This is a genomic window from Xanthomonas sp. NCPPB 2866, from assembly GCF_041475745.2.
Taxonomy (GTDB): Bacteria; Pseudomonadota; Gammaproteobacteria; order Xanthomonadales; family Xanthomonadaceae; genus Xanthomonas; species Xanthomonas arboricola.
This window is the reverse complement of sequence record NZ_CM192975.1, coordinates 4667242-4682825: the sequence shown is the minus strand read 5'-3', so window position 1 is coordinate 4682825 and position 15584 is coordinate 4667242. Positions and strand designations below refer to the sequence as shown.

The window sequence follows — 15584 nt, the reverse complement described above, 5'->3', positions numbered from 1 at the left end:
CTGAAATGAAGAAATTCAGCCCTGTGTCGATAGGGCGTTTTGCACATTTGCCGGACTTCCGAGATGCAACGCTGCGTAGGAACGCTCTAAGGCTTCCACAAAACGCGCATCGCCAGAGAGCGTAGCGAACACCGCATCCACGGTGAGGAATGCCGCGATGTCATGGCTGGCATCGCCGGTGGTCGAATGGGCGATGTCGCTGAGGACTTCGCTCAGTGGATCGACCAGGGCCACGCCGTTGGCCGCCTGCCTGCGCACGAACTGCAGCCACGCCGCTACCGGAATGCAGAGCCGGTCGATCCGTTGCCCGGTGTCCAATGCATCGCTGATGACGCCGAGCAGACGCACCGGAATCTTCTGCGAGCCGTCCCAGGCGATCTGGGCGAGCAGGTGGCGGATGGCGGGGTTGCGGAAGCGGGCGAGGATGGCGTCGATGTAGTGCTGCGGGTCGAAGCCCGGCATGCGCTGCAGGGTGGGGGCGATGTCCTCGCGCATCAGGGTTTCGACAAAGGTGGCGAGTTGCCGGTTGCGCATGGCGTCGGCGACGGTTTCCAGATCGAGCAGGCTGCCGAGATAGGCGAGTGCGGAGTGCGGGCCGTTGAGCAGGCGCAGTTTGGCGCGTGCATAGCCGGCGATGTCGTCGCTGAGGGTCACGCCTGCGTTTTCGAAACCGGGGCGGCCGTTGCAGAAGCGGTCTTCGATCACCCACTGGCTGTAGCGCTCGCGCTGGATCGGCCAGGCGTCGTGCAGACCGGTTTGCGCTTGTACGTTGGCGCGCAGTGCGTCGTCGGTGGCGGGGGTGATGCTGTCGACCATTGAGCGCGGAAAGGTGACGTGTCGGTCGATCCATGCCGCAAGCGCGGGATCGGTTTGCTGTGCGAGCAGCAAGACTGCGCGGCGTAGCAGGTTGCCGTTGTCTTGCAGGTTGTCGCAGCTGAGCACGCTGAACGGTGCGCTGCCCTGCTGCCTGCGTTGTTGCAGGCCGGCGACCAGATAGCCGATGGCGCTGCGCGGTGTGCCGGGGTTGGCGATGTCGTGCGCGATGTCGGGATGGGCGAGGTCGAGCGTGTCGCCGGCCAGGCAATAGCCTTTTTCGGTGACGGTGAGGGTAACCAGGCGCACGGCGGGATCGGCCAGGCGTGCGAGCACGGCGGTTTGTTCGTCGGCGGCGCACAGCACCTCGCGGATGGCGCCGATGATGCGCAGTTGCGGGTGCTTGTCGAGCAGGGCGAGAGTGTAGAGGCCGTCTTGTGGACGCAGGGCGTCGCGCACGCTCGGGCTGTGCAGGGAGACGGCGCAGATGGCCCAGGTGGGGTCATGTGCGAGCAGGTCGTCGATGTAGACGGCCTGGTGGGCGCGGTGGAAGGCGCCTGCGCCTAGATGGACGATGCCGATGGTGGTCTGTTTGGGGTCGTAGCTGGGAGTGAGGACGGTGGTTGGTAGGTGCGCGAGTGTTGCGATGGAGAGCGTTGGAATTGGCATGGGTTTTTGTTTGGAATCGTGGGGGGTGCTGCAAGTTCGCCCGTGGCCGTACCCTCACCCCAACCCCCGCTCCGCGCCCCGGCCCACGTCTTGCGACGCGGGCGCTCCAAGGCACGCGCGCCAGTGGCGCGCAAGCGGTGCCTCTTCGCCCCGGCGGGAGAGGGGCTTAGGGCAATCGCGGCTGAGTGGGTTCTTCGCCCACGTCCGCATGGCGAGGGTGTCAACGGCTGCTACTTGTCGGTGACGGTAAAGCGTTGTGTGCTGCGGATGTCTGCGCTGGAAGCGCCGATCTGTACTTCGTAGTCGCCTGGATCCACTGCGTAGGCCTTGCGCTGCTCGTCGTAGATGCGCAGGGCGTCCTGTGCCTTGAGGGTGAAGCGCAGCTGCCGTTGTTCGCCGGGTTGCAGGGTGATGCGCTGGAAGCCGCGCAGTTCCTTGATGGCGCGTTCGCGTTGCGGCTTGAGCGGATGCAGATACAACTGCACCACTTCATCGCCTGCGCGTTGGCCGGTGTTCTTCAGCGTGACCGTGGCCGTGAGCGTGCCATCGGCGGCAACCGTCGTGCGATCAAGGCGTAGATCCGAATACGCAAACTGCGTGTACGACAGGCCGTGGCCGAACGGGTACAGCGGCTTGCCGGCGAAGTAGCGATAGGTGCGGCCGCGCATGGCGTAATCGTCAAAGGCGGGCAGGCGCTCGTCTTCCTTGTAGAAGGTGATCGGCAGGCGGCCGCCGGGACTGGCCTGGCCGAACAGCACATCGCCGACCGCGCTGCCGCCGCGTTGGCCGGGGTACCAGGCCAGCAGGATGGCGGGCACGTGGTGCTGCGCCCAGTCGATCGCCAGCGCCGAGCCGGTGGTCAGCACCGCAACCACCGGCGTGCCGGTGGCCTGCAGTGCCTGCAGCAATTCGCGCTGCGGTTTGGGCAGGCGGGTGTCGGTGCGGTCGCCGCCGGCAAAACCGGGATAGTTGACGTCCATCTCCTCGCCTTCGACATCGCCGGTGAGGCCACCGACGAACACCACCACCTCGGCGTTGCGTGCGGCGTCCACCGCTTCCTGCAGCGGCGGTTTGGCGCCGGGCATGCGCCAGGCCAGACGCACGCCGGCATCGCGCGTGGCTTCGAAGTATTCCACGCGCAGGTCGTAGGCCTTGCCGGCTTCCAGCGCCACGCTGGCATTGCCGCCGCGCATGCGCGGGGCCTCGCTCCATTGATCGATGAGCAGCTTGCCGTCCAGAAACAGGCGCACGCCATCGTCGGCGGCAATCTGCAGCTCGTAGGTGCCCGACACCGGCGGCAGCAGCTGGCCATGCCAGCGCACGCTGAAGTCGTCCTTGGCCAGCGCTCGATCGGCCTGCAGTTCACCGCGGCCGACGGCATCGTCGGTGGGCGCATTGCGGTCCCAGCGGAAGGCGATACGCGGGTCGATGCGGGTCAGCACCGGCTGGCCGGCCAACGCACGTCCACGGAAGTATTCACCGGTGAGGCCGTTCTGCTTGGCATCCGGCGCCGGGCGCAGATAGCGGGTGTCGATCGGTGCCGCGGCATTGGGGTCTTCGCGCCCTTCCACCAGATCGCTGCCGCGCGCGTAGACCACCTGTGCCTGCGGTGCGGCGTCGCGGATGCCTTGCAGGATGGTGACCGGCGCGGCCGGCGTGCCGTAGTAATTGCCCAGCAGCGACATCGGGTCGTCGGCGGTGGGGCCGATCACGGCGATGCGCTTGAGCGTGGGTTTGAGCGGCAGCAGGCCGTCGTTCTTCAGCAGCACCAGCGATTCACGCGCGGTGCGGCGGGCCAGTGCATCGTGCTCTGGCGATTGATTGGCTGATGCAGGAATCTGCGCCCACGGCACCCTGGCCGGCGGGTCGAACATGCCCAGCCGCATGCGCGAGGTCATCAGCCGCTTGAGCGCGATGTCGATGCTGGCCTCGTCGATCAAGCCGGCACGCACCGCCGCCGGCAACGCGGCATAGGTGTCGCCGCAATCCAGGTCGGTGCCGTGCTTGACGCCAAGCGCGGCGGCGGCCTCGGGCGTGGGCACGATCTTGTGGTTCTGCCAGATATCGCGGATGGCGGCGCAGTCGCTGACGATGTAGCCATCGAAACCCCAGTCGCGGCGCAGGATGCCTTCCAGCCGCGTGCTGGCCGAGGCGGATTCGGCATTGACGCGGTTGTAGGCGCCCATCACTGCGGCGACCTTGCCTTCTTGCACCAGGGCCTGGAACGCGGGCAGATAGGTTTCATGGAGATCGCGCTCGCTGGGATGCACGTCGAAGTGATGACGGTCGGCCTCCGGGCCGCTGTGCACGGCGAAGTGCTTGGCGGTGGCATCGAGCTTGCGGTACGGCCCTTGCTGCGCCTGCAGGCCCTGCACGAAGGTCACGCCCATGCGCGCGGTCAGGAACGGGTCTTCGCCATAGGTTTCCTGCCCGCGGCCCCAGCGCGGGTCGCGGAAGATGTTGATGTTGGGCGACCAGAAGGTGAGTCCCTGGTAGCGCTTGTGCTCGCCGCGCGCCAGGAAGGCGTGGTGCTTGGCGCGCGCTTCGTCGCTGATGGCGGTGGCCACCTCGGCCATCAACGGGGTATCGAAGGTGGCCGCCAGGCCGATCGCCTGCGGAAACACGGTGGCGCCGCCGGCACGCGCCACGCCGTGCAGCGCTTCGTTCCACCAATCGTATTCGGGTACCTGCAGACGCGGGATCGCCGGGGCGGCGTTCTGCATCTGCGCGGCCTTTTCGTCCAGCGTCATGCGCGACACCAGGTCGGCCGCACGCGCGTCGAAGGGGCGTTGGGTGTCCAGATACGGCGGCGGCGTTGCGGCCTGCGTGCCGGTGGCGGCCATCGCCATCGCCAGCAGTAAGCCGCGCGCAGGTGGGCAACGCGGGGCGGTGGCGCGGTGGGCGGGGTGCGAATGCATGGTCAGTCCTCCTGGGTACGGTGCGGTTCCAGCTGGGCAAAGGGCCCGATCATGCTGCCGACGAAGCCGCCGGCCTGTGCGGTGCTGAGCATGCCCGCAGCATCGTTGCGGTGTAACGATTGCCAGCCGCGCCCATCGGCATCGAAGGCAAAGCTGTACGCAGCGCCGTCGCCGCTGATCTGCAGGCGTAGCTGCGCCGTTGCGGGGACGCGGGTGCGTGCGAGCGTGGTGGTTCTTGCGCCCTCGCGCTTGTCGAGAAAGACGTCCAGCGCATCGCCGTTGCGTCGCACACCCAGCGCATACCACGCGTTGGAATTCTGCAAGACTGCAAGCCCGGCACTGACGCCGGCCTGCTTGGGCACCGCCAACGCGGTGCTTGCGGTAAAACGCGTGTGTTGCTGGCGCCGCGCGAGGAAGGCGGGTGTGGCGGTGCTATCCAATCCTTGCGCACTGGCATGGAGGGTCAGCCAACCGGCGCGTGCGCTTAGATCGGCCACCTCATGTTTGGGCACACGCAGAGATAGCCATTCGCGCTGCAGCGAGGCGCCGGCGAAGTCGTCGCGCCAGGTGAAGTTGCCCGACAACGGCGCTTGATCGGCCGGGGTCTTGGCGCCGCGCGGGCTCTGTGCGACATACGGAATCGGCTCGCCGGCCGGCAGGATCGACGGCCAGCCATCGCGCCAGTGCACTGGCAGCAGGAAGGTTTCGCGCCCGGTGTTGTAGCGTTCGCCCGCATACGGGCGGCTGGCCAGGAACACCGCCCACCATTGCCCGTCCGGTGTGTCCACCAGATCCACATGCCCGGCATTGCTGACCGGGTGCGCGCGCCCGGCCGGCAGGTCGCGTTGGGTCAGGATCGGATTGTGCGGCAAGGGCTCGAACGGCCCCCACACAGTGCGGCTGCGCAGCACCACCTGCGAATGCTGCGGCCCGGTGCCGCCTTCGGCACACGAGAGGTAATACCAACCGTCGCGCTGGTACAGATGCGGGCCTTCGATCCAGATCGGCTTGCTGGCCAGATCCACCCCACCGTTGAGCAACACCTTGCGCGGGCCGACCGGTTGATTGTTGGCGAGGTCGAAGCGCTGCATCCAGATCGCGCGATGGCCTTCGTACAACGGCGTGCCTTCCGGCGGGCCATTGTTGAGCAGGTAGGCGCTGCCGTCGGTATCGAAGAACAATGACGGGTCGATGCCGTCGATGCCCGGCAACCACGTCAGTGCCGACCATGGGCCGGCGGGATCGCGGGCGCTGGCGATGAAGTTGCCACCGCTGTCGACCGAGGTACCCACGACATAGAAACGCCCGGCATGATGACGGATGCTGGCAGCGAACATGCCGCGCGACACGCCCAGCCCGTCGTAGTCGAGCTGTTCGCGGCGCTCGACCACGTTGCCGATCTGCGTCCAGTGCACCAGGTCGGTACTTTCGAACACCGGGATCGCCGGGAAATACGCGAACGTGGAGTTGACCAGGTAGTAGCGCTCGCCCACGCGTGTCACGCTGGGGTCCGGGTAGAACCCGGCCAGCACCGGGTTGCGGTAGTGGCCGGGTGGCAATGGCGTGGCGAACATCGCATCGTCGCCGCGATACTCGAACCAGTCGAAGGCGACATCGGCTTTTGCTTGCGCCTGCACGCGCGCAGGCGCGGCCACCGCAAGCAGCAGTGCCGCAAGCGCGGCCGGCAGCCAGCGCATCACCAGTCCCACATCGCACCGTCTTCCAGCCGCGCGATCGGCAACTGCTTGGGTACGTAGGGATACTTCGCGGCCAGGGCCTCGTCGATGTCCACGCCATGCCCGGGCGTTTCGCCGCAATGCAGGCGGCCCTCGCGGAACACGTAATCGTGCGGGAATACCGCGTTGGCCTCGTCGGAATGGAACATGTATTCCTGGATGCCGAAGTTGGGCACCCAGGTGTCGAAGTGCAATGCCGCGCCCATGCACACCGGCGACAGATCGGTGGCGCCGTGGAAGCCGGTGCGCACCTGATGCAGCGCGGCGAAATCGGCCAGCCGGCGCACATGGGTGATGCCGCCGGCGTGGACAATCGTGGTGCGGATGTAGTCGATCAGTTGCTGCTCGATCAGGTGCTTGCAATCCCACAGCGAATTGAACACCTCGCCCACCGCCAAGGGGGTGACCGTGTGCTGGCGGATTACTTCGAACGCGCGCTGGTTTTCTGCAGGGGTGGCGTCTTCCAGCCAGAACAGCCGGTACGGTTCCAGGTCGCGGCCCAGCCGCGCGGCCTCGATCGGGGTGAGCCGGTGGTGCGCGTCGTGCAGCAGTTCGATTTCATCGCCATGATCGTTGCGCAATTGCTCGAACAGTTTCGGCACCACGCCGAGATAGCGCGGCGTGGACCACACCGTTTCGGTCGGCAGTTCGCTCTCGGCCGGCTCATACGGTTTGCCGCCGCTGGAAATGCCGTAGGTCTTCTTGATGCCGGGCACGCCGCATTGCGCGCGGATGGCGATGAAGCCCAGCTCGCGGAAGCGGCCCACCTCATCGCTGGTTTCGGCGATATCGCGGCCATTGGCATGGCCGTAGACCAGCGCGCCCTCGCGCGAGCGCCCGCCCAGCAGCTGATACAACGGCATGCCGGCCATCTTGCCCAGGATGTCCCACAAGGCCACGTCCACCGCAGCGATCGCGCTCATCGTCACCGGGCCGCGCCGCCAGTACGCACCGCGGTAGAAGAATTGCCAGATGTCTTCGATGCGGCCGGCATCGCGGCCGATCAGGTTCGGCACCAGGTGTTCCTGCAGGTACGCCGCCACCGCCAGTTCGCGGCCGTTGAGTGTGGCATCGCCCAGCCCGGTGATGCCCGAGCGGGTGCGGATCTTCAGGGTGACGAAGTTGCGGCCCGGGCAGGTGACGATGACGCGCGCCTCGACGATCTCGCGATCGCGGGCCGAGCCTTGCAGCGGAGCAGGGGAGTCGGGGGTCTGTGACATCGTGGTCTCGCTCAGGGAGAAGTGGCGGCAGTGAGGGGGAGTTCGAACGGGCCGGCCGGCAGCCCGCTGCGGTCGTACAAGGTGCATACCGGGCTGTCGGCCCAGCAGTAGCGCACGCGCGTGACGGCCAGGCCGGTGGGAACGCGCAGGCTGATGGCGTGGTCGTGCAAGCTGGCAACGGCATAGCGGCAGCTGTTGGACGCGGCGCCGCACAGCTCGAAGCCGATCGGCGCATCGGCGCCATAGCTGAGCAAGGCGGTATCCACATCGTCGAAGGCGATGCGCACGCTGTCGCCTTCGCGTTGCGCGCTGCGCGGCACCGGGCCGGAGGGCGCAAGCGCCTCGCCGTACACCACTTGCCGCGCCACACGCGCCAGGCGCCGGCCCAGTTCCTGCTTGTTGGCCGGATGGATGTCGTAGCGGTCGCCGATGTCGATCGTCACCGCCAGGCCCGCATGCGCATCGTTGGCGACGAAGCGGCGTTGCGCCTCGCGCAGCTGCGCCCAGCCGCTGTCGACCGGCTGGGTGGGCGGCGCGCCATAGTTGGCCAATTGCACGATCAGCAGCGGCAACTGCGCACCGAAGCGCTGCCGCCAATCGCGTTGCCATGCAGCGAGCAAGGCTGGGTAATGCACCGCATCACCGGCATTGGATTCGCCCTGGTACCACAGCACGCCACGCAGGCCGAGCTGGCCGAGCGGGGCGATCATGCCGTTGTACAAGGTGGTCAGCCCGGCCGCCGACGACCACGGTGCGCGCGGTGGCGAGCCCAGTTGCGGCGGCACGATGCGGTACTGCCAGGGCGCATCCAGCGGCAGCGTGCTGCCATCGGCGAACTGCAGCGCACGCGATTGCGCATCGCCCAGCAGCCCACCGCGCCGATAGGTGTTGAGCACATTGAGCACGATGTTATTGCGCCCGGCATGCAGGCGCCCGCGCGGCACGCTGTAGCGACGCGGCTGGTCGGCACCGTAACTGCTGCCCACGCCGCGCCCGTTGACCCAGGTCTGGTCCAGCTCGTCCACCGGCCCGAGCAACAAGCTGGCGTCCTGCGCGGCCTGCGCCGGCGTCAGCTCCACGCTGGTGCGGTACCAGACCATGCCGTTGAAGCCGACCAACTGCGGCACGCCCCAGTCGTCCCACGCGCCCAATGCCGCCGGTGCGGTTTGCCAGGCGCCGGGTGCATCCGCCTGCCAGGGCTCGCCTTCGCCGTGCGCATGCCACCAGGCCTCCCACAGCGCCCCCCAATGCGGCGCGGCATCCACCGGGTCGCGTGCGTAACGCGCCAGCACATCCAGCGCCGGGCCATCGTCGCCGGCAGCGCGCAGTGCCTTCTCGCCGATCCAGGCCTGCAGTTGCGAGCCGCCCCAGGAGGCGTTGATCAGGCCCATCGGCACATCGACGGTCTTCTGCAATTCACGCGCGAAGTAGTAGCAGGCGGCAGAAAATTCCTTCACCGTCTCCGGCGTGGTGAGTTGCCATGCCGCAGCGCCACCGAAGCGGCGCTGCGGCGTCGGGCTGGACTGCGCCGGCACCTTGAACATACGGATGCGCGGGTTGTCGGCATCGGCGATCTCGCTGCGTGAATCCAGGGTGCGATGCACCTGCAATTCCATATTGGATTGGCCCGAGCACAGCCACACATCGCCGATCAGCACGTCATTGACCTGCTGCGTCACGCCCGTGCTGGTGCGTGCGCTCAAGGTGTACGGGCCACCCGCGGCGTGCGCGGGCAGGCGTGCTTCCCAGTGGCCTTTCCGATCTGCGCGTGCCTGCACCTGCTGCGCATCCAGTTGCACGCTCACGCGCGTACCAGGGGGTGCATCGCCCCACACCCGGATCGGCGCATCGCGCTGCAACACCACATGCTCCTGAAACAGCGCATGCAGCAGCGGCGCGTCGGCCGCCTGCGCCAGGCGCGGCAGCAGTGCTGCACAGAGCGTTGCCATGATGACCGTCGAGACGCGCGCGCTCATTTCGGATTCCCCGGTGCATACGGAAACTGCAATGCCTGGTAATACGCCAACGGATGCGCCGGCGGCGCCGTGCCGGCCGGCAACGGCCGCCCGGACACGCGCTGGAAGTAGGCGATGCTGGCATCGCGCCACCACTGCGCTTCGTCTTGCTGGATCGCCAGGAAACTGGCCACCTGCTGGTAACGCGGCGGATCGATCCTGCCGGCCAGGCCCTGCCAGATCGCGCGCATGGCACGCACCTCGTCCACGCCATGGTCGTAATGCCATACCAGCTCGTCCCACAGCGGCCGCCCGGAGACCATGCGGTGCTCCCAGGGCACATGGTGGAACCACAGCAGGTAATGCTCTGGCACGCGCTGCACATCGCCGAACATGCGCGCCACTGGCTTGGCGTATTGCGCCACCGCATTGCTGCCGCTGGCGCTACGGTCAAAGCCGATCCCGTTAAGGTCGGCGCGGTGGTAGTAGACCGGGTCCCAGTCCGGGCGCTCGCTGCCCGCATCCCAGGGTGCCGGGCCGTAGTGATGGCCGCGCCCCATCAGGTGATGCAGGCCGAGCGGGGTCATGTAGTCCACCACTGCCTCGCGCGAGCGCAGCATCATGTCGACCACGGGCGTCACCACGTCAGCATCGTTGGAGAAGCTCATGCGCGCCCACTCCTGCGCGATCGCCTGCGGCGACAACTGCGGGTTCCACGCCAGCCGCCCGTACGCATACCAGTTGGCCTGATCGAAGATCGAGCCGCTCCAGTTGCGGTCCGCACCGATGTTGGCCACCCCGGCAATGCCGGTCAGGCGCGTGCGTTTGGCATCATTGAAGAGCGTGCCATCCACGGTTTTGGCAACGGTCGAGCCCTTGCCGCGTGCATAGGTGTCGGCCTGCAGGGTCTCGGCAAACAGCGTGCCCAGGTAGGCCAGATGGGTCGAAAAGCCCAGATACTCCTTGGTGATCTGGAACTCCGGCATCAACGGCGTCTTGCGCATCGCACCGAACAGCGGATGGAACGGCTCGCGCGGCTGGAAGTCGATGGCCCCGTTCTTGACCTGCACGATCACGTTGTCGCGGAACTGGCCATCCAGCGGCAGAAATTCGCTGTACGCCTGCTTGGCGCGATCGTCCGGTTGCTCGTGCGAATAGACGAATGCGCGCCACATCACCACCCCGCCGTGCGGCGCCAGCGCGTCGGCCAGCAGATTGGCGCCATCGGCATGGCTGCGTCCGTAGTCCTGCGGGCCGGGCTGGCCTTCGGAATTGGCCTTGACCAGGAAACCGCCGAAGTCCGGAATGCGTGCATAGATCTGGTCGGCGGTGTCGCGCCACCACTGGCGCACCTGCGGATCCAGCGGGTCGGCGGTCGTCAAACCGCCGATCTCGATCGGCGCGCTGAAGCGCGCGCTGAGAAACACCCGGATGCCGTAGGGACGAAACACCTTGGCCAGTGCCGCCGCCTTGTCCAGATACTGCGGCGTCAGGCTCCAGGCCTTGGCGTTGACGTTGTTGAGCACGCTGCCGTTGATGCCCAGCGATGCATTGGCGCGCGCGTAGTCGGTGTAGCGTGGATCCAGGTAACCCGGCAGGGTCTGCCAGTTCCATAACGAGGCGCCGGCGTAGCCGCGCTCGACCACCCCGTCCAGGTTGTCCCAGTGGTTGAGCATGCGCAGCTGCAAGCGCGGCGATTCGCGCAGGTCCAGCGCGGCCAGCGACTGGCCGGTCTGCAACAGGCGCAGGAAGTGGAATGCCCCATACAGCGCGCCGACATCGCTGCCGCCGACGATGGCGATGGTGCGATGCCCGTCCACGCTGACACTGCGGATCAGATAGCCCTCGCGGCCCAGGCCGGTGGTCTGCAGCTGCAATGCCGCGATCTGCGGCGCAGCCGCCGCGCCCAGCAAAATCGCCCCATCGCGCGTGACCGTGGCGGACGACTGCGGCGCAGCACCAAGCAGGCCCGACAGTCCACGCTGCAATTCCTCACGTGCAGCCTGCAACGTCGGCGAGTCGCCGGCGACGATCAACTCGCTTGCGTTGCCACGCAACTGCGCCGCGTCGGCCAGCGGGTGGTAGCGCAACCATAAATCGTAGCCATCCTCGGCCCGCGCGCCGGCACTGGCCAGCATCAATCCGCACAGCAACGTCAGCGCCAGCCACCACGGCTGCGTCAACGCTGCGCAATACGCGCCGCAGTGCCGCATTGCACGCGCGCTCATGCGGCATGCTCCAGCGGCATCACCGCACGCTGCGGCGTATCGCCGCTCTGCCTGCTTCCCGGTACCATGCGTCGCATCGTCATGCACGCAGTCGGCGCTTGCGTTACTGCAGCGGGTTGTGTGCATCGTGCAGGTTCGCCACCCACTTGAAGAGGCCACGCTTGGAGAAGGTCAGGAAATCGGTCCGCCGCACCAGCCGCGCGACCACCATCGACGAGGTGGCGGCGCTGGCGAAGGTCTCGCCGATGACGGTCTCGCGCGTGGTCAACAACAACGGCAGCGTGCGAGATGCCACCCGCGCTCGCGTGCTGCGCGCGGTCGACAAGCTGGGCTACACGCCCAACCTGGCGGCCAGTGCCCTGGCCGCCGCGCAGAGCACGCGCATTGCGTTGATCTACAGCGATCCCAGCGGCGCCTACCTGCGTGAGTTGCTGCTGGGCGTGTTGCGGGTTGCCTCGCGCACACCGATCCAGCTGGTGATCGATTGCTGGGACGACCTGGATGCCGACGCCGAACGCCGTGCCGCGCGCAAGCTCGCCAAGGGCGTGGCCGGGGTGATCCTGCCGCCGCCGCTGTGCGAATCCAAGGCCGCGGTACTGGAACTGGTGCGCGCCAAGGTGCCGGTGGTGGCGATCGCCTCCAACCATTTCAGCCCGGATGTGGCCTGTGTGCGCATCGACGAATTCGCTGCCGCCAAGGAAATCACCGAGCATCTGATCGCGCAGGGCCACACGCGTATCGGTTACATCGCCGGGCATCCCAACCTGTCTGCCAGCACGCGTCGCTTCGAGGGGTTCCAGGCCGCGCTGGCCGATGCGGGCCTGCGGCTGGACCGGCATCTGGTGCAACCGGGCGACTACACCTACAAATCCGGCCTGGTCGCTGCGGAAAAACTGCTGGCGCGCAAACGCCGCCCCAGCGCCATCTTCGCCAGCAACGACGATATGGCGGCCGCCGCGATCTCGGTCGCGCATCGGCGCGGTCTGGATGTGCCGCGCGATCTGTCGGTGGTCGGCTTCGACGACACCTCCGCCGCCACTGCGGTATGGCCCGAACTCACCACCGTGCAGCAGCCCATCGCCGCCATGGCCGACGCTGCGCTGGACATCCTGTTGAAGACGATTCGCGCCAAGGAGCGCACGGTGAAGATGGTCGATCATGTGGTCGCGCACCTGCTGGTCAAGCGGGATTCGGTGGCCGCACCGGCGGCGCCGGATGCAACGAAACAGCCATGACGCTGCACGCGGTTCTGCGTGCAGGCGACCATCGGCACAACATCAACGCGTCAGATACTGGTTGATCAGGTTCTCGTAGGCTTCCTGGCGGCCACTGAGCTGCTTGGGTTCGTTGCCGGCGGCGTACTTGGCCAGATCCACCAGCGTGCTGCTGCCGTTGGCGAAGTCCGCGCCCGCGCCGCTGTCGAAGCTGGCGTAGCGCTCGGCGCGCCACTGCTCCAGCGGCGAGGAGGTCAGCAGCGCATTGGCCACTTCCAGCCCGCGTGCGAACGCGTCCATGCCGCCGATATGCGCCAGGAACAGATCCTGCGGGTCGGACGACTCGCGGCGCACCTTGGCATCGAAGTTCAAGCCGCCCGGTGCCAGCCCGCCCTGGCGCAGCACCACCAGCATCGCGCCGACGGTGTCGTACAGGTCGGTCGGGAACTGGTCGGTATCCCAGCCGTTCTGCGGGTTGCCGCGGTTGGCATCGATGCTGCCGAGCAGGCCAGCGTCGGATGCCACCTGCAGGTCGTGCTCGAAGCTGTGGCCCGACAGCGTGGCGTGGTTGGCCTCGATGTTGAGCTTGAAGTCCTGGTCCAGGCCGTGCTGGCGCAGGAAGCCGATCACCGTGGCGCTGTCGAAGTCGTACTGGTGCTTCATCGGCTCCATCGGCTTGGGCTCGATCAGGAAGTTGCCGGTGAAGCCAATCGCGCGGCCGTAGTCGCGTGCCAGGGTCAAAAAGCGCGCCATGTTGTCCTGCTCGCGCTTCATCTGGGTGTTGTGCAGGCAGGCATAGCCTTCGCGGCCGCCCCAGAACACGTAGTTCTCGCCGCCCAGCTCGACAGTGGCATCGATCGCGGCCTTGACCTGCACCGCCGCACGCGCGACGACATTGAAGTCAGGATTGGTCGACGCACCATTCATGTAACGCGGGTGCGAGAACAGGTTGGCGGTGCCCCACAGCAGCTTGATGCCGGTGTCGGCCTGGCGCTGCTTGGCAATGCCGACCATGTGCTTGAGGTTGCTCTGGTACTCGCCGATGTCGTCGGCATCGGGCGACAGATCCACGTCGTGGAAGCAGTAGTACGGCACGCCGAGCTTGGTGAAGAACTCGAACGCGGCATCGGCCTTGGCTTCGGCGCGATTCAACGCGGTGTTGCCGATATCCCACGGGTACGCGCGCGTGCCCGGGCCGAACGGATCGGCGCCGTTGCCGCAGAAGCTGTGCCAGTAGGCCACGGCAAAGCGCAGATGCTCGGCCATGGTCTTGTCGCCTACCTGCTTGTTGGCGTCGTAGACCTTGAACGCCAGCGGGTTGTCCGAGTCGCGGCCTTCGAAGCCGATCTTGCCGATACCGGGGAAATATTCCTTGGCGCCGATGTAGACGGTGTTGCTCATGGGGTGGAACTCCTGCAGAGAGGCGAGGGGAGAAGGGAAAGATGTCGCACGCGAGTGACCAGCCACGCAGCGCAGCGATTGCGTATGCAGGCCATCACCGCCGCCACCGGCGCGCACTCTCAAGCAGCGCCTGGCACGGACGCCGGCACGGGGCCTGACCCGTGCCGCGCAGAATGTTAGCGCTACCACAATCGCGACCGAAAAAAGCCGCGCGATGGAGCGAAGCTGAAGATGCCATGACGATCCCGAGTGAAGCGGTCTGCCCGACTTTACCCAGCCCGGCGCCGAAAGGCTTGCTGCGCTGCGAGATGTACGCTGCCCCGAGCACCTGCGGCACACCTTTAGCCGTGATCGGCTCGCTAGCGCCCCGGCACCGCCAAACCAGCGCCGGACACCCCGCCCGCAAGCGGCTGACCGCCCGTTCAGTCGCGTACGCGCGGCGTCGGCCCGCCGCGCGCCGGGCAGCTACAATGGCCGGCTTATGACCGCTGTCCTGCCGCTGCCGCAACCCCTGGCCGACCCCGCGCCGCGCGACCCGCGCCAGCGGCTGCAGCGTGAGCAGCTGCGCCTGGGCAAACGCCTGCAGCGCCAGGTGGGCCAGGCGATTGCCGACTTCGGCATGATCGCCCCCGGCGACAAGATCATGGTCTGCCTGTCCGGTGGCAAGGACAGCTACACCTTGCTGGACATGCTGCTGCAGTTGCAGCGCAAGGCGCCGGTGCCGTTCACCCTGGTGGCGGTCAATCTGGACCAGAAGCAGCCCGACTTCCCCGCGCAGGTGCTGCCCACTTACCTGCGCGGGCTGGACGTACCGTTCGACATCGTCGAGCAGGACACCTATTCGGTGGTCAGCCGGGTGATTCCGGCCGGCAAGACCATGTGTTCGTTGTGCTCGCGGCTGCGGCGCGGCGCGCTGTATGCCTATGCGCAGGCGCATGGCGTGACCAAGATCGCGCTTGGCCACCATCGCGACGACATCGTGGCCACGTTCTTCATGAATCTGTTCCACCACGCCCGGCTCGCGGCGATGGCGCCCAAGCTGCGCAGCGACGACGGCGCGCATGTGGTGATCCGCCCGCTGGCCTACGTGCGCGAAGCCGATATCGCCGCCTACGCGCAGGCGCGCCAGTTCCCGATCATTCCGTGCAACCTGTGCGGCAGCCAACAAAACCTGCAGCGCCAGCAGGTCGGGCGGATGCTGCAGCAGTGGGACCGCGAGCAGCCCGGGCGGGTCGAGCAGATCGCCCGCGCGCTGGGCGATGTGCGGCCCGAGCAACTGGCCGACCGCACCCTGTTCGATTTCCTGGCGCTGGGCCGCAATGGCGATACAGCACCGCCCGATCCCGATCCCGATTCCAGCGCCTGGCTCGCCGCCGGCGACAGCGCACACGACAGCGACTGACGCCGCCATCGCGGCGCCGGCAGTCTTT

The 15584-nt window shown here is 67.2% G+C and carries 9 protein-coding genes; 2 read left to right on the top strand and 7 right to left on the bottom strand.

What is annotated here, in order from left to right; genetic code table 11:
* Nucleotides 1-15 precede the first annotated feature (15 nt).
* The 6 genes from ACCQ04_RS19855 to ACCQ04_RS19830 form a co-directional block, all read right to left on the bottom strand.
* Nucleotides 16-1482, bottom strand: coding sequence for a mannitol dehydrogenase family protein (locus tag ACCQ04_RS19855; RefSeq protein WP_372358610.1), 1467 nt, complete (start codon nucleotides 1480-1482; stop codon nucleotides 16-18).
* Between the two features lie 230 nt (nucleotides 1483-1712).
* A complete protein-coding gene (locus ACCQ04_RS19850; protein ID WP_372358609.1) occupies nucleotides 1713-4400 on the bottom strand; it encodes a glycoside hydrolase family 3 protein in 2688 nt (895 codons plus the stop codon).
* Nucleotides 4401-4402: 2 nt separating this feature from the next.
* Nucleotides 4403-6097 carry a glycoside hydrolase family 43 protein gene (locus ACCQ04_RS19845; protein ID WP_372358608.1) on the bottom strand — a complete coding sequence of 565 codons (1695 nt, stop codon included), beginning with the start codon at nucleotides 6095-6097 and terminating at the stop codon, nucleotides 4403-4405.
* Entirely contained in the window at nucleotides 6097-7356 is a 1260-nt protein-coding gene (gene manD / locus ACCQ04_RS19840; protein ID WP_102252931.1) for a D-mannonate dehydratase ManD, read from the bottom strand. Before manD ends, ACCQ04_RS19845 begins: the two co-directional genes overlap by 1 nt.
* Before the next feature lie 11 nt (nucleotides 7357-7367).
* On the bottom strand, nucleotides 7368-9332 hold the full coding sequence (locus ACCQ04_RS19835; protein ID WP_372358607.1) for a sialate O-acetylesterase: 1965 nt from the start codon (nucleotides 9330-9332) through the stop codon (nucleotides 7368-7370).
* Nucleotides 9329-11524: an alpha-glucuronidase family glycosyl hydrolase gene (locus ACCQ04_RS19830; RefSeq protein WP_372358793.1), complete on the bottom strand. Its 2196-nt coding sequence runs from the start codon at nucleotides 11522-11524 to the stop codon at nucleotides 9329-9331. The genes ACCQ04_RS19835 and ACCQ04_RS19830 overlap by 4 nt, the downstream gene beginning before the upstream one ends.
* 176 nt (nucleotides 11525-11700) lie before the next feature.
* Here ACCQ04_RS19830 and ACCQ04_RS19825 point away from each other — a divergent pair, with 176 nt between their 5' ends.
* The gene (locus ACCQ04_RS19825) at nucleotides 11701-12774 is read left to right on the top strand and encodes a LacI family DNA-binding transcriptional regulator (RefSeq protein WP_372358606.1); all 1074 of its coding nucleotides are present in this window, start codon (nucleotides 11701-11703) and stop codon (nucleotides 12772-12774) included.
* 42 nt (nucleotides 12775-12816) lie between these two features.
* Here ACCQ04_RS19825 and xylA read toward each other — a convergent pair whose 3' ends face one another.
* The gene (gene xylA / locus ACCQ04_RS19820) at nucleotides 12817-14154 is read right to left on the bottom strand and encodes a xylose isomerase (protein ID WP_104568532.1); all 1338 of its coding nucleotides are present in this window, start codon (nucleotides 14152-14154) and stop codon (nucleotides 12817-12819) included.
* 481 nt (nucleotides 14155-14635) lie between these two features.
* Between xylA and ttcA the strand changes: the two genes are divergently transcribed.
* On the top strand, nucleotides 14636-15556 hold the full coding sequence (ttcA, locus tag ACCQ04_RS19815; protein WP_167709963.1) for a tRNA 2-thiocytidine(32) synthetase TtcA: 921 nt from the start codon (nucleotides 14636-14638) through the stop codon (nucleotides 15554-15556).
* Nucleotides 15557-15584: the final 28 nt, after the last annotated feature.

Excerpts from the sequence above, each read along its gene's own strand:
- ACCQ04_RS19855 (WP_372358610.1), bottom strand. The coding sequence starts at position 1,482 with ATGCCAATTCCAACGCTCTCCATCGCAACACTCGCGCACCTACCAACC.
- ACCQ04_RS19850 (WP_372358609.1), bottom strand. The coding sequence starts at position 4,400 with ATGCATTCGCACCCCGCCCACCGCGCCACCGCCCCGCGTTGCCCACCT.
- ACCQ04_RS19845 (WP_372358608.1), bottom strand. The coding sequence starts at position 6,097 with ATGCGCTGGCTGCCGGCCGCGCTTGCGGCACTGCTGCTTGCGGTGGCC.
- manD (WP_102252931.1), bottom strand. The coding sequence starts at position 7,356 with ATGTCACAGACCCCCGACTCCCCTGCTCCGCTGCAAGGCTCGGCCCGC.
- ACCQ04_RS19835 (WP_372358607.1), bottom strand. The coding sequence starts at position 9,332 with ATGAGCGCGCGCGTCTCGACGGTCATCATGGCAACGCTCTGTGCAGCA.
- ACCQ04_RS19830 (WP_372358793.1), bottom strand. The coding sequence starts at position 11,524 with ATGCGGCACTGCGGCGCGTATTGCGCAGCGTTGACGCAGCCGTGGTGG.
- xylA (WP_104568532.1), bottom strand. The coding sequence starts at position 14,154 with ATGAGCAACACCGTCTACATCGGCGCCAAGGAATATTTCCCCGGTATC.
- ttcA (WP_167709963.1), top strand. The coding sequence starts at position 14,636 with ATGACCGCTGTCCTGCCGCTGCCGCAACCCCTGGCCGACCCCGCGCCG.